This is a genomic window from Aeromonas sp. D3 (genome assembly GCF_027705025.1).
Lineage (GTDB): Bacteria > Pseudomonadota > Gammaproteobacteria > Enterobacterales > Aeromonadaceae > Aeromonas > Aeromonas salmonicida.
The window spans coordinates 1-22,298 of sequence record NZ_JAPDBE010000058.1; the positions used below are offsets into that span (position 1 = coordinate 1).

Sequence of the window (22,298 nt, forward strand, 5' to 3'; positions counted from 1 at the left end):
TCTGCCAAGGCCATTCGCAAGTACTTCCCGCAAGCCTGGATCCTGGCCATCACCACCAACAAGAAAACCGCTGCCCAACTGGTTCTGACCAAGGGTGTGGTGACTCACGTGGTTGACAGCATTGCCTCTACCGACGATTTCTATCGCATCGGCAAAGAAGCAGCGCTGGAAAGCGGCATGGGTCTGAAGGGTGACGTGGTCGTCATGGTCTCCGGTGCCCTGGTACCGAGCGGTACCACCAACACCGCCTCCGTTCACGTACTCTAATCAGTCCTGAACCGATAAAACGGCGCCTGCGGGCGCCGTTTTTTTTATCTGCCCCCCTGCTTCCCGCTCAAGCCCGGTGTTAGAATCCACGCGGATTCAATCCAAGTGGGAAATGTCCCAAATATCGCGTAATAACCCGGAAGTTTTATGCCCTCAACACGTTTCAAAAGAGCCTCGGCAGCCCTGTTGCCGCTGCTCTGCTTACTCATCAGCCTCTGCGCCCCGCAAGCCATGGCGCAGGATGTGCCCCAACGGGCCAGCATACAGCGGGCGCTCGATGCCCTCGGAAAATCAGATGCCCTCACCGTCAGCCAGCAGGCCGACCAGAAGTTTCTGACAGACACCCTCAGCCTGCTCGACAGTATCGAGAAGGAGCACGCCAAGGCCAAGAGTCAAACCCAACGTCTCCGCTCTCTGCCGGGTGAGCTCAGGGACATCAGCGCCAAACTCGATGCCCTGACCCAGAACAAGAGCGCCGAGCAGATCAAGAGTGAGTACGCTCGCATGAGTCTGGCCGAGCTGGAGAGTCGCCAGCCCGAAGTCATTGCCAACATGCAGGATGCCCAGGAAACCCTCGGCACCATCGGCAGCCAGCTCACCAGCCTGCAAACCCTGCCGGAGCGGGCTCAGACCAACATGAGCCGTGCCTATCAGCGCAGCCAGGAGATCCGCACCCGCCTCAACGTCGGTGACGGCGTCAGCAGTGCCGAGAAGATGAAGCTGGGTGCAGAGCTGGCCTTGCTGGAATTGCAACTGACCAATCTGCAAAAACAGCTGGATAACCGCACTAGCATGCAGGATCTGGCGGTCAAGCAACGGGACTACCAGAATGCCCGCCTCGCCAACGAAGAGCAAAAACTGCAACTGCTGCAAGAGCAGAGCAGCGCCAAACGTCTGGGGGATACCGAAAAAACCGCAGAACAGACCGGCGAACTGGTCGCCATTGCCGACAACCCGCTGGTACAAAAAGAGCAGGAGCTCAACCACCAGCTCAGCCAGCAACTGGGCAGCGCCACCACCAATCTCAACAATCTGGTGCAGAAGAACCTGCAAGCCAAGAGCTGGCTGGAACGCGGCACCCAGACAGAGCGCAACCTGAACGAACAGGTACAGATGCTCAAGGGCAACCTGCTGCTGTCGCGCATCCTCTATCAGCTCTACCAGCAGCTGGAGTCGGCCCCTTCCACTCTGGTCAAGAATCTGGAAGAGCAGATCGCCGACCTGCATCTGGCACAGTTCGAACTGAGCCAGCAACGTGACCAACTGTTCCAGAAAACCCAGTATCTGGACAACCTGATCGCCAGCAGCAGCGAGCCGGTCAGTGCAGAGGACAGAGCCAACCTCTCCACCCTGCTCGACACCCGCATCAGCCTGCTCGACCAGCTCAACCGTCAGCTCGACAGTCAGCTGACCAACGCCATCAGCCTGCAGCTGACCCAGCAGCAGCTGGCGCGGATCTACGCCTCCATCGAATTTACTCTGCAGCAACACATCTTCTGGGTCAGCAGCAACAAACCCATCGATGTGAAGTGGTTCATCAACTGGCCAGCCCAGGCTTACAAGCAAGCCTCAGACTGGGTGCTGAAACCGGACTGGGACGGCTGGGGCCAGATGCTGCTGCCGGTTTCCCTGCTCGCCTTTCCGCTGCTGCTGATCGGCGGCCTGCTGATCTGGAAGCGCCCCTCCCTGCTCAATCGGCTGAAGCGGATCAACAAGGATCTGGGACGTTTTCGCCAGGACAGCCAGTGGCACACACCGCGCGCCCTGCTCTATACGGTGCTGCAACGCCTGCCGGGCAGCCTGTTCATTCTGGCTGCCGGTCTCTGGCTCGCTTACTGTGGCCTGCTCAGTGACAAGTTGATGCTCCAGATCACCCTCAACCTGGCACTCGGTTATCTGGTGTTCAGCGTCTATCTGGCGGTGATGCGCCCGGGCGGCATTGCCGAATCCCATTTCCGTATTCCGAAGGCCGAGTTGCAGGCCAAGCGCACCAGCATGCGCTATCTCTGGCTGCCGCTGCTGCCCCTCATCATGCTCTCTACCAAGGCGGTGGTAGAACCCTCATCGCTGGGCAACGACGTTGTCGGTCAGGCGCTGACCCTGCTGCTGCTGGGCCTCACCACCTATCTGGTGTTCCCCATCTCTCGCGCCCTCATCAAGGGGGAGGGCAGCATGCAACAGTCGATCACTGCGGTCGCCCTGGCGCTGGCGCCGGTGGCACTGATGGTGCTGGTGGGACTGGGCTACTACTACACGGCGCTGAAACTGACCGGCCGTCTGGTGGAATCCTTCTACCTGCTGATCATCTGGAGCCTGGTCTACCGCACCTCACTGCGTGGTCTGGAGCTGGCGGCCCGCCGTCTGGCCTACCGCCGTGCTGTGGCCAAGCGTGAACACAAATCCCAGGAAGACGCGGAAGGTGGCGAGTCCATCGAAGAACAGCCCATGGATCTGGAGGATGTCAGCCAGCAATCCCTGCGTCTGACCCGTACCGTGCTGCTGCTGGTATTCGGCGTCGCCTTCTACTGGCTCTGGTCCGATCTGGTGGCGGTCTTCTCCTACCTAGACAGCATGGTGCTGTGGCACAAGAGCGTGGGCTCTGGCACCAGTGCCGTGCTCTATCCCGTCAGCCTGAGCGATGTGCTGACTGCCATCTTCATGCTGGGCGCAGCCTGGTCACTGGCCCGCAACCTGCCCGGTCTGCTGGAGGTACTGGTGCTTTCCAAGCTGCGCCTCGCCCAGGGGACGGCCTACGCCATCACCACCATGCTCAACTATGTGCTGATCGGTGTGGGTACCCTGACCGCCCTCTCCCTGATGGGCATGCAGTGGGACAAGCTGCAGTGGCTCGCCGCCGGTCTGACGGTCGGGATCGGCTTTGGTCTGCAGGAGGTGGTCGGCAACTTCGTCTCCGGCATCATCATACTGTTCGAGCGTCCGGTCCGGATCGGTGACACTGTCACCATTGGTACCTACTCGGGCACCGTCTCCCGGATCCGCATTCGCGCCACCACCATCACCGACTTCGATCGCAAGGAGGTGATCATCCCGAACAAGGCGCTGATGACGGAGCGGCTGATCAACTGGTCCCTGAGCGATACCGTCACCCGGGTGATCGTGCGGGTAGGGGTGGCTTACGGCTCGGATCTGGAGCTGACCCGCACCCTGCTCAAACAGGCAGCCGATGATAACAGCCGCGTGCTGAAAGACCCGGCTCCCATCGTCTACTTCCTCACCTTCGGGGCCAGTACCCTGGATCATGAGCTGCGTTTCTTCGTGAGTGAGCTCGGCGATCGCAACCCGGCCGTGGATGAACTGAACCGCAAGATCGACGCCCTGTTCAAGGCGAACGGCATCGAGATCGCGTTCAACCAGATGGATGTCTACATCAAGAACATGAAGGGCGAAGAGCAGAAAGTGGAGTCCGACTCCGCCCAGCCCCCCGCCCTGCCAGGCCCGCAGCCCGGCTGATGCAACAGGTATCAAACACCAAAGGCCCCGTCACGGGGCCTTTTCATTGCCAGTCCCCCATCAGCCACGCCAACTGGCTTTGCCGTCATGGCAACCCCCTGTACCCGACCCGAACAAAAGAACAGGCAAGATCCCGGGGGATGGGGATAAGATTGGCCTGCCGTTTCCCATAATCAGGAGTGAGAAGCACAATGCAGCAAGTCGTTTATGTCGCCAGCCCCGGCAGCCAGCAGATCCATGTGTTTTCCCTGGCCGACTCGGGGGAGATGCAACTCTTGCAAGTGGTAAGCACTCCGGGTCAGGTACAGCCCCTGGTGATCAGCCCGGACGGAAAATGGCTCCATGCTGCCGTGCGCCCCGATTTTGCGGTGATAAGCTACCGGATCGACGCAGATGGCAAACTCGCAGAACAGGGCTCGGCCCCTCTGGCAGGCAGCGCCTCCCATACCGCTATCGATGCCAGCGGGCGCTTCCTGTTTGCCGCCTCTTATGCCTTCAACCACGTCACCGTCTCCCCCATCGATGCCAGCGGCATTGTGCAGGCACCGCACCAGCAGCTGGCCCCATTGATGACGGCTCACTCTGTTACCTTGCTGACCAACGAACAAGGAGAACAGGAAGCCTTGGTCGCCTGCCTAACCGAAGATACCATCCACCGTTTTATCCTCGGTGCTGATGGCCAACTGCTGCCCCACCCTCTGGGGGACCTGCATACCGCCAAAGGGGCCGGGCCAAGACACTTGGCGCTGCATCCCGTCAATGGCGACATCTACTGCCTGAACGAGCTCGATTGCACCATCAACCGCTATCGGCGTGACGCGGGTGGCCAGATCAGGCAGCAACAGAGCCTGGATATGCTGCCCGAGGGATATCAGGGAGAGCGCTGGGGGGCGGATCTGCATGTCACGCCGGACGGCCGTTTTCTCTACAGCTGCGAGCGGGCCAGCAGCCTGCTGACCCTGTTTGGCATAGCTGAGCAAGATGGCAGCCTGACCACCCTCGCCCACTTCCCGACCGAGACCATGCCCCGCGGTTTTGCCATCGATCACAGCGGTCGCTATCTGGTGGCGGCCGGGCAGGCCTCTCACCAGGTAGCCATCCACCGTATCGATCCCGAACTCGGCCAGCTCACGCAGCTCGCGCGCCACCCCGTCGGGGAAGGGGCCATGTGGGTGAGGATACTGGCCTTGCCAATACAGTGAGATGCGAACAGTAAAAAGCCATGGCAGTGCCATGGCCTGAAATTGCTGTCTCGCTCTCTACCTCACTATCTATCTCACTATCTATCTCACTCTGGCCGATCTAACCCCTGGTCACTTCCCCCAGGAATTCGGTGAAGCGCTGCCAGGCTTTTGCATCGGCATCGGCGCGGTAATTGTCCGAGCCAAACACACTGAACGCATGGGGGGCACCGCTGTAACTGGTCGCCTCATGCTTGATGCCCGCACTCTCCAGCTCGGCGATGAGCGCCGCAAAATGACCGAGTGACACCGCCTGATCGGCGCTGCCGTGCTGAATGAGCAAATTCGCCCGGGTCTGCTTGTAGTCCTGCCCGGCCGGGGTCTCCAGCCCGCCATGCACACTGACGATCCCCTTGAGAGTCGCACCGCTGCGGGCCAACTCCAACACAGCGGCACCGCCGAAGCAGTAACCGACGGCCACGGCATTATCCACCCGCCCACCTTGCTTCGCAGCCTCGGTCAAGGCCCCTTGCAACAGCTTGCGCATCCTGGGCCTGTCTTGGTACAGAGCACCGGTAAGCCGTTTCTTGTCCTCCATGGCGGTCGGCCTGACTCCTGCACCGAACAGATCGGCGGCAAAGACGTTGTAGCCCAGCGCTACCAGCATCCTGGCTCGCTTGATTTCATACTCTGTCAACCCATCCCAGTCATGTACCAGCACCACCAGCGGTGCCTGCTTGTCAGGGGCTGCCAGGTAGTAACCCTCGAAGGGCTCACCATCGACCTGATAGGGCACAGCCCCGGCCTGAACAGCGCCACCCCATAGCAGCCCAAGTAAAAGCAGCATCCATCTTCTTTTCATCTTTCTCTCCCGGGTCATGAGCAAGCGTTCTGATTGTAGCCGCCGCGCCTGACGCCGCGCCCCCCTTCTGCAAAGCGGATATGCAAAGGGGCCATTCGTGAATGGCCCCTGATGATCGACAAACTCGTTATTTTGCTGATTTCGCCGCCCGATTGGCTGTGCTATGGGCATCTGTGACGCCTCATCATGACCATTGCTTCCACCAAAAACTCATACCCTGAACTGCTTGAGCAAGCTGTCGAGCTGGGCCGACAACTGGCGCAGGTCGCTGCTTGCCTCCGCTACCTGAGCCACCCGGGCGGCACTGTCATTATTGAGTCCGGCAATGCGATTGACACTGTTGCTGACCTCTTGCGCCACCGAATGCTGCTCTTCCGACGCCTGAGCGATATACATGTTCATCTCGCGAATGAGACTGACCTGGGTCTTTATTTTCTCGACAGATACCTGCACATCTGCCGCTTCGACACCTGCCTTCGACGCTTTGTCCTGACTGTGCTGCATGCCGGACACCACATTTTGTGTCGCCTGTTGCAGCCGCTTTATGCTGGCACTGATCTCTTCGGTTGATTGCCGGGTACGCCCGGACAGGGTACGAACCTCATCGGCCACCACGGCGAAACCACGGCCCTGCTCTCCGGCTCTGGCCGCTTCAATGGCAGCATTGAGCGCCAGCAGATTGGTCTGCTCGGCAATGCCGTTGATCACTTCTATGATGTTGCCGATGCTGCTGCTCTCCGTCGAGAGCGAGCGGATCAGGTTGGCGACTCGCTCCACCTCTCCCACCAGTTGATGAATGGCCTCATTGGCATGGCCCGCCAGGTTGTAGCCCTGATCGACATAGAGACTGGCTTCATCGGTCGCACTTGAGGTTTTCTCCGCATTGCCTGCGACCTCCTGTACTGCATGACTCATTTCGGTAATGGCGGTCGCCACCTGATCCAGCTCTGATTGCTGTGCATCACTGCCGCGGCGGGTATAGGTCGCCAGGGAGTCGCACAGCTCCGCCGTCTGCAGTACGCCGGCTGAGAGGGTGTTGATCTCCGCCACAGTGCCTTGCAGCTTGGCGATGAACTGATTGATGTTGCCAGCCAGAGCCCCCATCTCGTCCTGGCGGCGGATCTTGAGGCGCTGCGTCAGATCACCATCCCCCCGGGCCAGGTCAGAAACGGCTGAGTTCATTTGATGCAAGGGCCGCAGCACGTTGCGATGAATAAGCACCATCAGCAACAATATGATGCAGATATCGAGCACCACTATCTGCCAGACAGTGGTGATGAGCAGTTGGCGAAGCTGTATTTGAATGGTGTCATCGCTGGTCAGCACCAGCAGTTTGGCCACAGTGTTCTGCTGGCCATTGTCGTCATACACCAGATCATGACTGCTATAGGCGGCGGTATCCGCTGGCAGCTGGGCGACCCCCTGAATGTCGCTAGCAGGCTCACGGGCAAACCCCGCCACCAGTTTATCTTTGTTCACGACCAGCAGGGCACTGAGCGCATCGGCGGCCAGCTCCGATTTCAGCGATGCCTCGATAAACGCTGACTCGTAATTCCAGAGCGGGCCGGGCAAAGACAACTGCAGCCGGCTGATGGCCTGCTCGACCAGCGCGGCCTGTCTGTTATAGCTATCCGCTCTGGCGGCGCTGTAGTTGTAGCCGCCAAACAGCACCAGCAGCAGACTCACCGACAGGGAGGTCAGCACGGCAATCCTGAACTTCAGACTATTCCAATCCATGGTTCCCTCCCGACATCGATACTTGGCCGCTTCCTGGTGTTACTGGTACTTGGCATTGATCTTTTCGATGGTGCCGTCAGCCTTCATGGCGGCAAGGATCTCGTTGAGCTTGTTGATGAGATCATCCGGTGTCTCTTTGTTGAAGGCCAAACTCATCTGGGTTTCCTTGAACACAAATACCGGCTTGGGATTGGTGGTCTTCTCCTGATTGGCCAGATATGGGGCCAGATATTCGCCGGTCGCCCACAAATCGATGCGGCCAGCCTCCAGCTTTTTCACGTTGGCCGTGTCATTGGCGGCCAGTTGCAGTTTGTCGAACCCCTGCGCCTTGAGGAACTCTGCCGCAGCATCACCGTTATAACCACCGACTGAATACTGCTTGGCATCCTCCAGCGACGCTATCGTGATATTGGAGTCGGGATTGGCAAAAAAGACCCAGTTATTGTTGACCAGAGGGCCAACCCATTTGAACAGAGCCTCCCGCTCGGGAGTCCGCGTCGTGGAGTAGAGGGCGTTATTGGGGGTGCTGAGCGTGTCTTCATAGGCACGCTTCCATGGCATCATGCTCAGCTTGTATTCGACGCCGGCCCGCTTGAGCAACTCTTCCACTACCTCGGTAGAGAGCCCGACGATCTTGCCCCCCTCCCCCTGCATGTTGAAGGGCGGATAATCCTCGGTCATCACATTCAGCGGTGCGGCCTGCACTGCGCTCATGGCCAGTACCGAAGAGACGGAGAACAGGGCACTTTTCCACAACAGTTGATATGTCATTGCAACCTCACTTTGCTCATAACTCATCCCTAAATACCCGCCATTGTCGATGACTGGGTTGTCATGACCCTGGCTGGGTCGCGCCGGCTTTCACGGTTCACCGCCTTCATGACACATGTGGCAGCAAGCAGATGGGGGGTGGATCAGCTGTAGTAACGAGATAGTGGCTGACTTGGCTGACCAAAGGGTCAGGATCTGGTGATCAGGACGAGAAGTGGCTGCGCCATGATGGCCAGGGCTTGATGGGAAAATTGCCCGGTGCAATACCATGACAAGTCGTACAACCAGAGAGGCAAGGGACAAAAAAATGATTGAAAACACCCACATCCATTTTTTCATATTGCGCAGCATAACCTCAGAGCCAAACCTGTCCTTTAGCTAAGGTCACGAAAGCAGATACGTCAACACATACGCCAAATAGAGCATTTAGTGCTGAAATGGTGCCAAATAACACCACAATAACCATACCTCATTCATTGCCAGACCAAAAACAGGAAGCCACCCTGAGGTGGCTTCCTGTTTTTCACAGTGAGCGGTAGCTCCCTTGCTTAATCCTTGGCGGCGTCCATCACGCCCTCTTCGGAATTGGCAGGCAGGATCAGGTTGAGCAGGATGGCGGCAACCGAGGCCAGACCGACGCCAGCCAGGGCGAAGTCACCGATCTTCATCTCCAGCGCGCCGACGCCCACAGTCAGGGTCACGGCCACGATGGCGATATTGCGCGACAGTCCCAGATCCACCTTGGATTCCACCAGGGTTTTGAGACCGATGGCAGCGATGGACCCGAACAGCAGCAGCATGATACCGCCCATCACCGGCATGGGGATGGAGGTGAGCAGAGCGTTGAACTTGCCGAAGAAGGCCAGAATGATGGCAAACACGGCGGCCCAGGTCATGGTAACCGGGTTGAAGTTGCGGGTGATCATCACGGCGCCGGTCACTTCGGCATAGGTGGTCACGGGTGGACCACCGATGAAACCAGCGAAGCAGACACCTATGCCGTCACCGGCCAGGGTGCGATGCAGGCCCGGGTTCTTGGTGTAGTCCTGCCCGGTCACACCGCCGATGGCGAGTACGCCACCTATGTGCTCGATACAGGGGGCTATGGCCACCGGCAGCATGAACAGCGCCGCAGCCCAGTTGATCTCCGGTGTTTCAAAATGGGGCAGTGCCAGCCAGGGGGCATTGATCATGCCATCAAAACTCACGTGGCCCATCAGCACGGCAGAGACGTAACCGGCAATCACACCGCACAGTATGGGAATGAGCTTGATCCAGCCCTTGCAGAACACGGCTGCAATCAGGGTCACCGCCAGCGAGATACCCGCCAGGGTCAAAGCCGTGGTGGGCGGAACTACCTGCTCGGCACCGGCACGTCCCATCGCCATGTTGCAAGCGACCTGGGCCACCGAGAGGCCGATCACCATGATCACGGGGCCAATCACCACAGGGGGCAGCAGCTTGTGCACAAAGCCCATGCCACGCACGCGAATGAGTGCCGCCAGGATGAAATACATGAAACCGGCGGCAAACAGGCCAAACATGGTGGACGGCAGTCCCCAGGTCTGGGTGGCGTAAATGATGGGGGCAATGAAGGCAAAGCTGGAACCGAGGAAAATCGGAACCTGGCGGCGAGTGCAGAGCTGGAACAGCAGGGTTCCCACACCGGCGCCAAGCAGGGCCATGGAGGGGTTCAGTCCGGTGAGCAGGGGCACCAGAACCATGGCACCGAAGGCGACAAACAGGATTTGCAGCCCGGCGACACTTTGCTTGACTAAGGAAAACATGGATGTCCTTAATTTTTTGATAACTGACAGGGATATTTGACACTTTTCAGTTATCACAAGACTTTTTCAAGGCACGAAACGAGCCATAAGGCGTCACTTGTTACCTTTTACTGCTTGGGGAGGGCATGAAACTGGCTTTTTAGGCGGGATTCGTTGCTACAAGCATCGAGTATGCGATTTTACGCACTTTTGTGGCAGACGCCAATCGTTTTTCTGGCGGAGTTTATTGACAAGCTCTTCAGCTGGGTCATGTATTGAGCACCAACAGGGATCTTCTGTCGCTACTGACCCCGGGATGACAAGAGCATCAATCTGACGGAGCAGTCACATGGCGGGCTCAAACGAAAAAAAGGGAGATGACCCAAGCCATCTCCCTCTCATGCTGCTCTCTTGGACGGTTATACCCGGCGATAAGGCAGGTAGAGCGGCTCCCACATGTGGCTCAGTATGTGCTGCTGCAGATCCTGCCCAATCAGCGGATGGGACGGGTCCTTGCGCACTATGTCTTTGAGCACGGCGGTCGCCACGTGGACCGAGATATTGCGCAACTCGCGAATGCGCGGATAGACGGAGCCCTGGGCCAGATCCTCCTCGTTCACGCACTCGGCCAGCGCGAAAGCCGCCGTGGTGAAGATATCCGGGCTGATTTCGCTCAGCTGGCTGACGATGGCCGCCAGCCCCACGCCCGGGAAGATGAAGACGTTGTTGCCCTGTCCGATGCGGTAACTCTTGCCCTCGTAGTGCACATCATTGAACGGGCTGCCGGTGGCAACGATCGCCTTGCCCTGACTCCAGCGGTAGATGTCTTCCGGCAGCGCCTCACAGTTGGCGGTCGGGTTGGAAAGCGGGAACACCATGGGGTGAGCACAATGTTTTTGCATCAGCTGGATGTGCTCCTCCTTGAAGGCGCCACCGGCGCCGCTGGTTCCCAGCAGCACAGTGATGGGCACATGACGCAACACGTCCGTCAGATTGGCCTTGCCGGGAGCTTCGGTATCCCAGCCCGCCAGCAACAAACCCGGCTTGGCGTAACGACGCTTGTACTCGTCGAGCCCTTCGCGGTTGTCGCACACCAGCCCCTGGGTATCCAGGATATAGATGCGATCGCGGGCCGCCTGGGGATCCAGCCCTTCACGGATCATGCCTGCGCAGATCTGATCTGCCACCCCTACCCCACCGGCGCCCGCGCCGTAAACCAGGTAGTTCTGCTGACCCAGGGTTTCCCCTTTCACCTTGACCGCCCCTATGATGCCGGCCAGCACAACGGCCCCCGTGCCCTGAATGTCATCGTTGAAGGAGGGCAGCGCCTGCTGGTAACGGGAGAGATTGTTGAAGGCGTTGGACTTGCTGAAGTCTTCCCACTGCAAGACGGCGTTCGGGAAGTGGCGCTTGACCCCGGCCACGAACTTTTCGATGAAGTCGTCGTACTCCTTGCCACGAATACGCTTGTGCGGCTGACCCAGATACATGGGGTCATCCAGCAGGGCCTGATTGTCTGTGCCCACATCCAGCGCTATGGGCAGGCAGCAGGCGGGATGAATACCGGCCGCCAGGGTATAGAGGGAGAGTTTGCCGATGGGAATGCCCATGCCGCCCACCCCCTGATCACCGATCCCCAGGATCCCCTGGCTGTCGGTCACCACGATAATGCGCACCGACTTGGCGTCCAGATGACGCGCCAGAGAACCCATGTCCTCGACGTTTTTCGGGGTGATATAGAGGCCGCGCGCCTTCTGGTAACGGTGGCTGAACTCCTGACACGCCTTGCCGACGGTCGGGGTATAGATGATGGGGGTCATCTCCTCAACGTGACGGGACAAGAGGGCATAGAAGAGGGTTTCGTTGCGATCCTGCAAGGCACGCAGGTTCTGGTACTTCTCGATGTCGCTGCAGGCGCTCAGAAATCCCTGATACACCCGCTCCAGCTGGGCTTCAAAGGTTTGCACCTGAGGAGGCAGCAGGCCGTCGAGCTCGAAATCGGCGCGCTCCTGTTCGGTGAAGGCGGTGCCCTTGTTGAGGTTGCGATCGTTGAGCAGGTCAGTGCCTGTCAGTGCAACGGGGCGAAAATCCTGTCCCTGTGCATCTTTCCACAGCAGATATTGTCCGGTAGCCATAGTCATTCTCTTTGATTTACGTGAAGTTGCCGTTCGGCAGGAGAGCAAGACTCATAATGAAATCAATCATATGCCGTTTAATCTTTCGGTTTTGTGAGCTTGGGCATACCCTGCGGCCAAAATACCAAGCCAAAGTGACACTCAGCCAGTGTTGCGACAAATGGACAAAAGTCATGCTAGGATTGCGGCCATTCTGACCATCCTTCACTGTCCACCAGCCAAGAGTGGTTTCTATATTGTTGATAGCCAAGCTTATTTCTCTGCGTCTTATGCTGCCGGTCTTGCTGTTGCTGGCCATGTCGAGTCCCCCTGTCCTGGCCACGCCGCCCAGGGTGCTCAACATCATAGTCGGTGAATGGCCCCCTTTCGTCTCGGAGCAGTCGAAACACTACGGCCCCGTGGCTCACCTCATCAGCGATCTGTTTCAGGAAGCGGGCTATAGCGTCAAATATCACTTTGCCCCCTGGGGCCGGGTCTATTCCCTGGCGGCAGGCAGCCAGCTCTATGACGCCACCGCTGTCTGGATGCACAAGCCGGAACGAGAGAAGGACTTTCTGTTCAGCGAGCCGGTATTGCAGGAGCAGTTCGTCTTCTTCTCGCTCACGTCACGGCAGTTGAACGCCGAGCGACTGGACCAGATTGCAGGCCTGCGTCTGGGGGGCGACATTGCCTACAGCTACGGGCCCGAGCTTGATGCCATGGTGGCAGAGGGCAAGGTAAGCCAGCAGCGGGTCACCGACATCAAGCTCAATTTCGGCAAATTGCTGCGCGGCCGTATCGACCTCTATCCTCAGGAGCTGCGCATCGGTCTGACCGCACTGCGCAAAGAATTTGATCCGGCCACCGCAGCGACCATCACCCACAGCCAGACACCCTTTTTGCAAAACAACAGCTTCGTGATGTTTCCGCGCAAGATGCCGGACTCGGCCAGATTGCAGGCCCAGTTCAACCAGAAGTTGCAGCAAGCCATCGCCAGCGGACGCTATCAGGACTATTTCGATCGGCTGGAACGGAGTGAATACTGAGATCGGGGCCAGCCCCGATCTCAGTGCTGCGGCTCAACGACCATCCGGCTTGTCGAGCTGCTCCTTGACCTCTTCAAACCAGAGCCTGTGGTGCTGCCTGGCCCAGCTCTCGTCCACATAGCCGCTCTTCATACCCTCCAGCGCCCCTTCTGTTCCCACAGTCCCTATGTAGATGTGACCGAATGAGGCGGCAATCAGCCCGATGGCACCGATCCCGTGCAACAGGTTGCTCACCGCCATCACCTCCCGGGTCTGGCCAAACAGGGGGAAGTCGAGCACCAGTCCTGTGATGCAGACCAGCAGGCCCGCACTGCACAGCAGCCAGAACCACACCTTCTCCCCGCCGTTGCAAAACGCCGCATCCGGATGCTTGCCATTGGGCAAGATGCCCCCACCCTGGCGGAACCACTCCCAATCCACCCGGGTCGGCAGATTGTGGCGCAACCATTTGAGGATCATCACCAGCAGCCCCAGCACGAACAGAGGCCCCAGGTAGTTGTGCGTCAGCTTGGCGCCCTGAATAGCTGCCCCCCACACCCCATCCCCGAAGGGGCGGATCACAAACTTGCCGTAGAGCAGGATCAGGCCACTAAGCGCAAGCAGCAGAAAAAGCGCCGCCGTATACCAGTGCAAGGCACGTTCAAACGGGGTCCAACGCAGCACCTTGCGACCGGTGCGAGGGTGAGCCAGCTTGAGCTGGCCTGCCCACAGGTAGAACAGCAGCAAGGCAAGGATGGAACCACCTATGGCCAGAGCACCGAACGGGGAGACCCAGGTATTACGAAGGGTACGCCACTGTTCACCGGTCACATTGATCAGCACACCGTGTTCGGCACCCCTGGAGGTGGTGATGCCCACCTCTCCATCCTTCACCGCCCGCCAGTAGTCGGCGCCGGCAAAGCCGACCGTCTCTTTTTCGGCATCGGCAAAACCGGGCGCACTGAACAGCAGCAAGGCCGTCAGCAGCGCCGTCAGCCAGTGTCTCATTGGCCGCCCTCCTGCTTGCCAAGCTTGAGCCCCTTGCCTCTGCCATCGCGCGGCTGGCTGGCGTCATGGAACAGATCTTGCTCATCCCCGCCCCAGGCGGCGTGAGGCGCACCGCGATAGGCGACCCGCTCGCGGAAAATGTCGGAGATCACCTGCGCATCACCGGCCAGCAGAGCCTTGGTAGAGCAGAGCTCGGCACACATGGGCAGCTTGCCCTCGGCGATGCGGTTGGCACCGTACTTCTGGCGCTCCGCCTCGCTGTGATCTTCTTCCGGGCCACCGGCACAGAAGGTGCACTTGTCCATCTTGCCCCGCTCCCCAAAGGCGCTGCTCTTGGGAAACTGGGGGGCACCGAACGGACAGGCAAACAGGCAGTAACCACAACCGATGCAGAGATCCTTGTTGTGCAGCACTATGCCGTCGTCGGTGTGATAGAAGCAGTCGGCCGGGCAGACCGCCATGCAGGGGGCGTCGGTGCAGTGCATGCAGGCGACCGAGATGGAGGTCTCCCCTGGCAGACCGTCGTTGAGGGTCACCACCCGGCGGCGCTGTATGCCCCACTCCAGGGCATCGTCGTTCTCGTTCTTGCACGCAGTCACACAGCCGTTGCACTCGATGCAGCGCTTGGTGTCACACATGAATTTCATTCTGGCCATGGGATCAGGCTCCTACTTTGCGAAAGCGGCACAGGGTGACCTTGGTCTCCTGCATCTGGGTGACAGGGTCATAACCATAGGTGGTGACTATGTTGACCGACTCCCCCAGCACATAAGGGTCAGACCCTTCCGGATATTTGGATCTCAGATCCTTGCCCTCGAAGTGGCCGCCGAAGTGGAACGGCATAAAGGCGAGCCCCGGCTTGACCCTTGGGGTCACCAACGCCTTGACCAGCACCCGGCCCCCTTCTGGCCCCTCCACCCACACATCCTGACCGTCACGCACGCCAACGTCGTTGGCATCCGCCGGGTTCATCTCGACGAACATCTCCTGCTGCAACTCGGCGAGCCAGGGGTTGGAGCGGGTCTCGTCACCGCCGCCCTCGTATTCGACCAGACGGCCGGAGGTGAGGATGATGGGGAACTCCTTGCTGACGTCCTTCTCCTGCACAGAGGCGTACTGGGTCGGCAGGCGCCACAGGCTCTTGGCATCGGGCCAGGTGGCGTAGTCGGCCAGCAGATCCCGGCGCGGGGTGTAAAGCGGCTCGCGGTGCTTGGGCACCTGATCCGGGAAGGTCCACACCACGCAGCGCGCCTTGGCGTTGCCGTAGGGGACGAAGCCGTGCTGGATGGCAACCCGCTGGATGCCGCCGGAAAGATCGGTCTTCCAGTTCTTGCCTTCGGCTTCTTTCTTCTCGGCCTCGGTCAGCTCATCCCACCAGCCGAGCTGTTTCAGCAGGTCGGCAGTGATCTCGGGATAGCCGTCTTCCACCTCGCTCCCCTTGGGCCAGGAGTCTTCGGCGAGCAGCGAGACCCCCTGATACTCGATGCCGAAACGGGCGCGGAAACCGCCGCCCCCTTCGGAGACCGGAATGCTGGTGTCGTAGAGGATATGGCTGCCGGGGTGCTTCATCTCCGGAGTGCCCCAGCAGGGCCAGGGCAGACCGTACACTTCGCCGCTGACCGGGCCACCCTCAGCCTTGAGGTTGGTCTTGTGGAAGGTGTGCCAGTTCTGCTGGTGCGCCTTGAGCCGCTCCGGGCTCTGGCCGGTGTAGCCCACGCTCCACATGCCGCGGTTGTACTCGCGGGTGATGTCTTCCAGCAGCGGCTCGTTGTTCTCCACCTTGATGTGCTTGAACAGCTCATCGGCAAAGCCGAATTTCTTGCTCAACAGATACATGATCTCGTGGTCGACCTTGGATTCGAACAGGGGTTCTATCACCTTGTCGCGCCACTGCATGGAGCGGTTGGTGGCAGTGACGGAGCCATAGGTTTCGAACTGGGTGGTGGCCGGCAGCAGGTAGACGCCGTCAGTGCGATCGTTCATGACGGCGGCGACTGTGGGGTACGGGTCGACAATCACCATCATGTCGAGCTTTTGCATCGCCTTCTTCATCTCGGGGCCACGGGTCTGGGAGTTGACCGCATGGCCCCAGTAGAACATGGCGCGGATGTTGGAACCCTGCTCGATAAGATCGGCGTTCTCCAGCACACCATCCACCCAGCGGGAGACAGGAATGCCGTTGTTCTGCATCGGCAGCTTGCCGTTGTAGGCCTTGTTGTCAAAACGCGCCTTGATCCACTCGTAATCGAGGTCCCACACCCGGGCCCAGTGCTTCCAGGAGCCCTCTTCCAGCCCGTAGTAACCGGGCAATGAGTCGGAGGTGACGCCAAAGTCGGTGGCGCCCTGCACGTTGTCGTGACCACGGAAGATGTTGGTGCCCGCCCCGCTCTTGCCCACATTGCCAAGGGCCAGTTCGAGGATGCAGTAAGCACGGGTATTGTTGTTGCCCGTGGTGTGCTGGGTGCCGCCCATGCACCAGACCACGCAACCAGGGCGGTTGTCGGAGAGCAACTTGGCGGCGCCATACACCTCTTTTTCACTCAGGCCGGTCACCCGCTCCACTTCCGCAGGCGTCCAGCGCGCCACCTCTTTTTGCACCTCGTCCATGCCATAGACACGGGTGCGGATGAACTCCTTGTCTTCCCAGCCGTTCTTGAAGATGTGCCAGAGCATGCCCCAGATAAAGGCGACGTCGGTGCCCGGACGCAGAGAGAGGTACATGTCCGCCTTGGCGGCGGTGCGAGTGCGACGCGGGTCAACCACCAGGATCTTGCAGCCGTTGCGCTCTTTTGCCAGCAGTATGTGCTGCATGGCGACCGGGTGGGCCTCCGCCGGGTTGGAGCCGATAAACATGATCGACTTGCTGTTGTGCATGTCGTTCAGGCTGTTGGTCATGGCGCCGTAGCCCCAGGTATTGGCTACGCCAGCCACCGTGGTGGAGTGGCAGATCCGCGCCTGGTGATCCACGTTGTTGGTGCCCCACAGGGACGCCATCTTGCGAAACAGGTAGGCCTGCTCGTTGGAGTGCTTGGCGGAGCCGAGCCAGTAGACGCTGTCGGGGCCGGACTCCTTGCGAAGGCGCAGCACTTCGTTGCCCACCTCTTCGATGGCCTGCTCCCAGCTCAGGCGCTGCCACTTGCCGCCCACCAGCTTCATCGGGTACTTGAGGCGACGCTCGCCGTGGCCGTGCTCGCGCAGGGCCGCCCCCTTGGCGCAGTGGCCGCCGAGGTTGAAGGGGTGATCAAAGGCCGGCTCCTGACCAGTCCAGACACCGTTTTGCACCTCGGCGTAAACGCCGCAACCCACAGAACAGTGGGAGCAGATGGTGCGCTTCACTTCGACCGGCACCTCGGCGGCCACGGTTTTGGCCTCGGCCCGCTGCATCATGGCTGGCGCCAGCCAACCGGCCGCCACGGCGCCACCGGCCACCAGACCTGAGTTGACCATAAAGGCGCGGCGGGTCAGCCCCTGGCCGCGAGCGGCTGCATTATTTTGCAAGCTGCCCTGCTCGCCCGCTTGGGGCTGCTCGGCACGTTTTGTCAGTTTCATGAATTCTCCTTCACTGATCCGGCTCAGTCGGTGCCGCGCAGGGTGCGATAAAAGTCGTGAACATGGGGGGTCTCCCGATAGCCCTTGGCAGCTTGTGTGTCCTGGGTCAGCACCTCTTTGCCCACCACTCGGCCGGTGGCACCGGCCAGCACGCCTATGGTGGCGACCACGCCCACCCCTTTGATCAGATTGCGTCGGGACGGGTCTTTCAGCTTTTCATCGCTCATCTTTCTGTGACCTCTGTTTTTGTTATGGCCAGCAGCACAGTGCCAGCGTCGCTATCAGTGAGTGGGAGCCGCGTCATGGCTGCGTTACCACAGGACTACCAAATGGCAGGCGCAATTCGTTTTCCAGCTTGAAGAAATCTTCGGCAAGCGCCCCGACCGCCCGGTAGAAGCTGCCACCCTTCGCCTGTTGCTGATCGCGGCAGCAGGCGAGTACCCAAGGAGCAAGGTGACGTTCATAGAAGCGGTTGCGATCCGGGTGCTGCTCGGCAATCAATACCGCCATCACCTCGCACAGGGCGGCCAGATGATCTTCTGGCTCGCACACTCTGCTCTGGCGCTCGAAACCCAGCGACTGCAGATCGGCGCGCAGCACTGCCAGCGGCAGCTCCATCAAGGAGCCGGTGAGATACCAGGAGGCAAACGGCACTATTTCGCCGCGCCCCAGGCCAATAAAGAGATCCTGATACTCCTCGGCAAGCTCATTCTCGCGGTGGCTGCTGGCCGCCAGCTGTACCAGCCCCAGCCCTCTGGCAAAGGGGCCCGGCATGGCCTGCAACCCTTGCAGCCAGACGAGCTGTTCGCCACAAGGGGCGGCGCGCCAGAGACTCGCCAGCAGGGCATACATATCGGCGCTGCTCTGTTCCAGTTCGGTCATGGTCAGTTCGCCTGCGTTGTCATTGAGTTGTTGATTCATCACAGGCCCCTCACACCTTGAGCTGGGAGACGGGATCCGCCGCCAGCGCTGCAAACACATCCTTGACCCGGCACTCCTCGCACATCAGCAGCCGCTGGGCGGCCTTGTTCTGAAAATGGGAGTGACCGGCCAGTTTTTGCTGGATGCGGCGGATCATCGAGGCGGGGGCGAACGGCTTGCCGCAACGAATGCAGCAGGCGGCCTCTTCGGCTTTCAGGCTCTGCACGGCGCGGCGCGCCTCGGGCACAGGCTGCAGACGTGGCGCAAGGACGATGGCCTGCTCGGGGCACGCCTTCTCGCACATGCCGCACTGGATGCAGTCCTGCTCGATAAAGTTGAGGCCAGGCGTGTGCCCCACAGAGTGGAGGGTACGGGTCGGACAGACCGCCACGCAGCCCATGCAGAGGGTGCAGTCAGCTTCTTTCAGCTCCACGCTGCCGTAAGGGGCGCCGTGGGGCACAGCCAACATCTCGCGGCTGCCCTGATTGGCCTGCCAGAGGGCATCGAAGGCGACAAACAGATTCTCCCGCTTATCCCCTTTCAGCGGCTTCTCCAGCAGGGCAACGGCTGGCTCACAGGAGATCGGCTTATCTTGTTCAGCATCCGGGTTAAACAGGGCGATGCGATCGGCAGAGAGACCGGCACCCGCCAAGAGCACGGCGGCGCTCGCCAGTTCCCGCTCAACCAGCGCACGCACGCTTTCGGGGGCATCGTCACCGAGTGCAATGCGCACCGCGCTGGCGCCGTATGCGAGTGCGGCGAACCAGCTCTCGATGCCTAAACTCGCGCTCTCCTCCACCCAGACCGGCAGCCAGTTGGCGGGCAGGCGGGTGAGTTCCGTTTCCACCCATTCGCGCTCGTTTTCACCTGCGATCAGCAGCTGGGGCGCTTCGCCCCCCGCCTCCCGGTAGTGCTTCAGCAATCGGAACAGATAGTCGCCGCTGGTGTTGGCATCTGGCTGATGATAGGCAATCGCCCCGGTCGGACAGGCAGAGGCACAGCTGCCAAAGCCCTGACAGAGATGAGGATCGATCTGGATGCGACCATTGATGGGCTTGAGGGCATCGGTCGGGCAGACATCAAGACAGCGGCTGCAACCGGGTACGCCGCGGGCGGTAAAGGCGCAGGCCTCGGGGTCGAGGCGAAAATAGCGCGGTTTGTCGAAGATACCGGTGAGAGCGCAAAGTTCTGCGAGTTGCCCGGCGAGTTGTTCGGTCAAGCAAGCGTCATCGGCAAGATGCAGATAACCGACCGGCGGACGCTCCAGCGCAAACAGCGGGGCGCGGCCCAGATCGGCCACCAGATCAAAGCGCGGTTCGCGTAGCTGTTCACTGACAGCAGCCGCTTGTTGTGGAAAGCAGATCGCCGCCAGGTTAACCCGCTCCCCCTGTCCATTGAGGCCGGTGAGCTGGAACTGCCCCAGATACCCTGTCAGGCTCGGTTCGCGCAGGGTCAGGGCCGCGAGGGATGCGGTTGCATCGAAAATGGCTTCGAGATCCGCCGCCTCGGCATCGTGCACCGCTTCGGTCACCAGCAGGGTGGGCGTCATCCCGACGGGCAGCAGACTGGCGGCGCGGCGAATGCGATCTTCCGGGCCGACCAGCAGCAGGCGCCCCTGACTCTGGTAAGAGACAGTGGCCGGGATCAGGTTGTCGGTCTTGACCGTATGCTGCAGCGCATAGGCGCGAGCGCGCGCGTTATGCTCGGCCGCCCGATCGGTCTGATTTGGGGTCAGATTTGGCAATGTTTGTTCAGTGCTCACATACGCTCCTGTGCGCGCCACCTCATGGGATGGGCGCTTGTTGGTAAGCCGAGAGAGCAAGAGGCGAGCCAACTCCCCCGGAAAAAAAGTAACTGACAGGGAGTCAGGATCCTGAGGGTTCCATTCCCCCATCCTTGGTTGGGACATTTTGTCCATCACGGGAAACCAAAATGTCCCGATCGTCGGTGGGGGTTTGAGAATGGTTATCAGCCAGCCCGTTCGGCTCGTCTGCGGCAGCAATGCTCATAACCGCGGCCGGTTCAGCAGCTCCGGTGGCTGGATTGGCCGTCTCGCTCTCAAGGGCGGTCACCTGATCCACCAGCCAGTTGCGCAGCCCGGCAGTCAGGGCCGCGGGCAGCAATTCGGGCTGGCTGAAATCCTGGGTGTAGTCGTCGAGCCCATCCGGTTTGTGGCTGCGAAACATGGCCCGCAGCGCCTCCCTGTCGGGAAGCTTGGCCTTGCCCGGCGGGGCTGTTGTTAGCTGCGGTTCGCCACTCTCGGCCCCCTCAACGGCAAGGGGTTCACTGCTCCCCTTGTCAGTGCTGACTACGGGGCTATCCGGCGCAGTATCTGGAATTTCACCTTCGCCACGGCCTTCAGTTGGCGCGGCAACAGCCTCGGGAATGGCCTCTTCCCGTAGCTGCAATACCTGATGCTTGCGCGCCTCACTCTTGCGAGACGACCAGCGCTTGAGGAACTCACTCATGGGCACTGTTTCCGGCATCGCTACCACGCTCGCGGCCATCGGGGCCGGTGGCTTTGACGGCGCCGCAGTTGGCGGGCTCTGCGGTGTCTCTTGATGTCGCTACAGTCGTATCGAGACCCAGCTGATCCTGCGCCCGCCCCTTGCCCTTCTTGCCCTTGCGGCGGGCCTCCAGCAGCTCGCCGTGACGGCCGATAAAGGCCTCGACCCAGGCTTGCAGTGCCTCGGGCAGCGGGCAGGAGAGCACCTGCCGCTCGCCATCCATATAGGCGGCGGCCACGGTCTGGCTCAGGGTCAGGCCATCGGCCACAAAGCCATTATCCACGCGGCTTCCGGTGACAGTGCCGGTAACAAAAAGGCGGGGCGAGCCGGAGCTCAAATTGAAGCGATAATCCCCCCGCTCATCGCGAAACAGGGTAAGGGGCAGCGCACCGACAGCCTCGGGTTCGGCAGGATGGAGCGCCGCTATCTCGAAACGGCGGCTCTGCCAGCGGCCAACCTGGCTGTCGATGGCCTTTAACTCCAGTTGCAGCCAGCGCTGCGGGGAGAGGGGTTTGGTTGTCTCTTGCACTGTCACGGCTCCCATCAGAAGATCTCTGCCGGGCCGCCCTCCCCCGTGATTTCCCCCCGTCGGGGTGGATCACGGCGAGTAAATCGGGGCGGCCACGGCCATCAATGGGATAAGACATAGCAAGAGTGGGGCCAAGGCCGGTATGGTGGCCACTTGGGGCTTTAATGCTAGTTGGGACGTTGTGAGCGATGTAGATTGGCGCTGAGCGCAGCGAAGCCCAACATGCGGAGTAAGGCTAATCTGTAAGTGCCGAGTAGAGGGAATGGCAATAATCGAATAACACCGGATTATTCGATTATTACTTTTGAAATATTCCGCGGTAAACGTTGGGCTTCTCTTCGTTCAGCACCAACCTACGATTTAGCCCAACATACGAGATAATTTTAGTGTAATATATTGATTCATAAAGAGTGTTTTTAGTCTGGGGGAATCATCAGTGCTAACAGAAAAACAATTATTTGAGCTTATTAAAGCATTACAGTCATCCAATTTCTCGACAATAGAAATTATTGTCTTAGGGAAGGTGCGAATAAGCGGGGAAATTCTTCTCGGCTGACTCAGTCATTTCATTTCTTCATGTTTGAGCCGAT

Annotated in this window: 17 protein-coding genes; 4 read left to right on the forward strand and 13 right to left on the reverse strand. The window is 59.9% G+C overall.

What is annotated here, in order from left to right:
* From OKC28_RS21330 to pgl, 3 genes are all read left to right on the forward strand, one after another.
* Positions 1-267: pyruvate kinase alpha/beta domain-containing protein (locus OKC28_RS21330; protein WP_333562748.1), on the forward strand; the 267-nt coding region annotated here is incomplete at its 5' end.
* A 147-nt stretch (positions 268-414) separates the two neighbouring features.
* Positions 415-3,738, forward strand: a complete 3,324-nt coding sequence (gene mscK / locus OKC28_RS21335; protein WP_270691067.1) for a mechanosensitive channel MscK — start codon at positions 415-417, stop codon at positions 3,736-3,738.
* A gap of 191 nt (positions 3,739-3,929) precedes the next feature.
* Positions 3,930-4,940 carry a 6-phosphogluconolactonase gene (gene pgl, locus OKC28_RS21340; RefSeq protein WP_270691068.1) on the forward strand — a complete coding sequence of 337 codons (1,011 nt, stop codon included), beginning with the start codon at positions 3,930-3,932 and terminating at the stop codon, positions 4,938-4,940.
* Between the two features lie 100 nt (positions 4,941-5,040).
* On the opposite strand, the gene OKC28_RS21345 is transcribed toward pgl, so the two are convergent.
* The 5 genes from OKC28_RS21345 to OKC28_RS21365 all read right to left on the reverse strand — a co-directional run bounded on the left by OKC28_RS21345 (position 5,041) and on the right by OKC28_RS21365 (position 12,190).
* Entirely contained in the window at positions 5,041-5,781 is a 741-nt protein-coding gene (locus OKC28_RS21345) for a dienelactone hydrolase family protein (RefSeq protein ID WP_270691069.1), read from the reverse strand.
* A gap of 210 nt (positions 5,782-5,991) precedes the next feature.
* The gene (locus OKC28_RS21350) at positions 5,992-7,518 is read right to left on the reverse strand and encodes a methyl-accepting chemotaxis protein (protein WP_270691070.1); all 1,527 of its coding nucleotides are present in this window, start codon (positions 7,516-7,518) and stop codon (positions 5,992-5,994) included.
* Positions 7,519-7,557: 39 nt separating this feature from the next.
* The gene (locus OKC28_RS21355) at positions 7,558-8,289 is read right to left on the reverse strand and encodes a substrate-binding periplasmic protein (RefSeq protein ID WP_059112056.1); all 732 of its coding nucleotides are present in this window, start codon (positions 8,287-8,289) and stop codon (positions 7,558-7,560) included.
* 548 nt (positions 8,290-8,837) lie between these two features.
* The gene (locus OKC28_RS21360; RefSeq protein WP_021139103.1) at positions 8,838-10,076 is read right to left on the reverse strand and encodes a uracil-xanthine permease family protein; all 1,239 of its coding nucleotides are present in this window, start codon (positions 10,074-10,076) and stop codon (positions 8,838-8,840) included.
* Between the two features lie 398 nt (positions 10,077-10,474).
* Positions 10,475-12,190: an NAD-dependent malic enzyme gene (locus OKC28_RS21365; protein ID WP_270691071.1), complete on the reverse strand. Its 1,716-nt coding sequence runs from the start codon at positions 12,188-12,190 to the stop codon at positions 10,475-10,477.
* A 236-nt stretch (positions 12,191-12,426) separates the two neighbouring features.
* Here OKC28_RS21365 and OKC28_RS21370 point away from each other — a divergent pair, with 236 nt between their 5' ends.
* Positions 12,427-13,215 (forward strand): substrate-binding periplasmic protein, encoded by a 789-nt coding sequence (locus tag OKC28_RS21370; protein ID WP_270691072.1) that lies wholly within the window; start codon positions 12,427-12,429, stop codon positions 13,213-13,215.
* Positions 13,216-13,248: 33 nt separating this feature from the next.
* Here the strand turns inward: OKC28_RS21370 and OKC28_RS21375 are convergent, their stop codons facing one another.
* The 8 genes from OKC28_RS21375 to OKC28_RS21410 form a co-directional block, all read right to left on the reverse strand.
* Positions 13,249-14,202, reverse strand: coding sequence for a formate dehydrogenase subunit gamma (locus OKC28_RS21375; protein ID WP_270691073.1), 954 nt, complete (start codon positions 14,200-14,202; stop codon positions 13,249-13,251).
* Complete coding sequence (fdh3B, locus tag OKC28_RS21380; protein ID WP_021139099.1) at positions 14,199-14,858, reverse strand: formate dehydrogenase FDH3 subunit beta; 660 nt, start codon at positions 14,856-14,858, stop codon at positions 14,199-14,201. Before fdh3B ends, OKC28_RS21375 begins: the two co-directional genes overlap by 4 nt.
* 4 nt (positions 14,859-14,862) lie before the next feature.
* Positions 14,863-17,751, reverse strand: a complete 2,889-nt coding sequence (locus OKC28_RS21385) for a formate dehydrogenase subunit alpha (protein WP_270691074.1) — start codon at positions 17,749-17,751, stop codon at positions 14,863-14,865.
* 23 nt (positions 17,752-17,774) lie between these two features.
* Positions 17,775-17,978 carry a transcriptional initiation protein Tat gene (locus tag OKC28_RS21390; protein WP_169046572.1) on the reverse strand — a complete coding sequence of 68 codons (204 nt, stop codon included), beginning with the start codon at positions 17,976-17,978 and terminating at the stop codon, positions 17,775-17,777.
* A 73-nt stretch (positions 17,979-18,051) separates the two neighbouring features.
* Positions 18,052-18,672: a TorD/DmsD family molecular chaperone gene (locus tag OKC28_RS21395; RefSeq protein WP_270691075.1), complete on the reverse strand. Its 621-nt coding sequence runs from the start codon at positions 18,670-18,672 to the stop codon at positions 18,052-18,054.
* A gap of 10 nt (positions 18,673-18,682) precedes the next feature.
* Positions 18,683-20,434, reverse strand: a complete 1,752-nt coding sequence (locus OKC28_RS21400) for a 4Fe-4S dicluster domain-containing protein (protein ID WP_270691076.1) — start codon at positions 20,432-20,434, stop codon at positions 18,683-18,685.
* A 103-nt stretch (positions 20,435-20,537) separates the two neighbouring features.
* Positions 20,538-21,140 (reverse strand): DUF3306 domain-containing protein, encoded by a 603-nt coding sequence (locus OKC28_RS21405; protein ID WP_270691077.1) that lies wholly within the window; start codon positions 21,138-21,140, stop codon positions 20,538-20,540.
* Entirely contained in the window at positions 21,133-21,723 is a 591-nt protein-coding gene (locus OKC28_RS21410) for a DUF3305 domain-containing protein (RefSeq protein ID WP_270691078.1), read from the reverse strand. The genes OKC28_RS21405 and OKC28_RS21410 overlap by 8 nt, the downstream gene beginning before the upstream one ends.
* Positions 21,724-22,298 lie beyond the last annotated feature (575 nt).

Excerpts from the sequence above, each read along its gene's own strand:
- mscK (WP_270691067.1), top strand. The coding sequence starts at position 415 with ATGCCCTCAACACGTTTCAAAAGAGCCTCGGCAGCCCTGTTGCCGCTG.
- pgl (WP_270691068.1), top strand. The coding sequence starts at position 3,930 with ATGCAGCAAGTCGTTTATGTCGCCAGCCCCGGCAGCCAGCAGATCCAT.
- OKC28_RS21345 (WP_270691069.1), bottom strand. The coding sequence starts at position 5,781 with ATGAAAAGAAGATGGATGCTGCTTTTACTTGGGCTGCTATGGGGTGGC.
- OKC28_RS21350 (WP_270691070.1), bottom strand. The coding sequence starts at position 7,518 with ATGGATTGGAATAGTCTGAAGTTCAGGATTGCCGTGCTGACCTCCCTG.
- OKC28_RS21355 (WP_059112056.1), bottom strand. The coding sequence starts at position 8,289 with ATGACATATCAACTGTTGTGGAAAAGTGCCCTGTTCTCCGTCTCTTCG.
- OKC28_RS21360 (WP_021139103.1), bottom strand. The coding sequence starts at position 10,076 with ATGTTTTCCTTAGTCAAGCAAAGTGTCGCCGGGCTGCAAATCCTGTTT.
- OKC28_RS21365 (WP_270691071.1), bottom strand. The coding sequence starts at position 12,190 with ATGGCTACCGGACAATATCTGCTGTGGAAAGATGCACAGGGACAGGAT.
- OKC28_RS21375 (WP_270691073.1), bottom strand. The coding sequence starts at position 14,202 with ATGAGACACTGGCTGACGGCGCTGCTGACGGCCTTGCTGCTGTTCAGT.
- fdh3B (WP_021139099.1), bottom strand. The coding sequence starts at position 14,858 with ATGGCCAGAATGAAATTCATGTGTGACACCAAGCGCTGCATCGAGTGC.
- OKC28_RS21385 (WP_270691074.1), bottom strand. The coding sequence starts at position 17,751 with ATGAAACTGACAAAACGTGCCGAGCAGCCCCAAGCGGGCGAGCAGGGC.
- OKC28_RS21390 (WP_169046572.1), bottom strand. The coding sequence starts at position 17,978 with ATGAGCGATGAAAAGCTGAAAGACCCGTCCCGACGCAATCTGATCAAA.
- OKC28_RS21395 (WP_270691075.1), bottom strand. The coding sequence starts at position 18,672 with ATGAATCAACAACTCAATGACAACGCAGGCGAACTGACCATGACCGAA.
- OKC28_RS21405 (WP_270691077.1), bottom strand. The coding sequence starts at position 21,140 with ATGAGTGAGTTCCTCAAGCGCTGGTCGTCTCGCAAGAGTGAGGCGCGC.
- OKC28_RS21410 (WP_270691078.1), bottom strand. The coding sequence starts at position 21,723 with ATGGGAGCCGTGACAGTGCAAGAGACAACCAAACCCCTCTCCCCGCAG.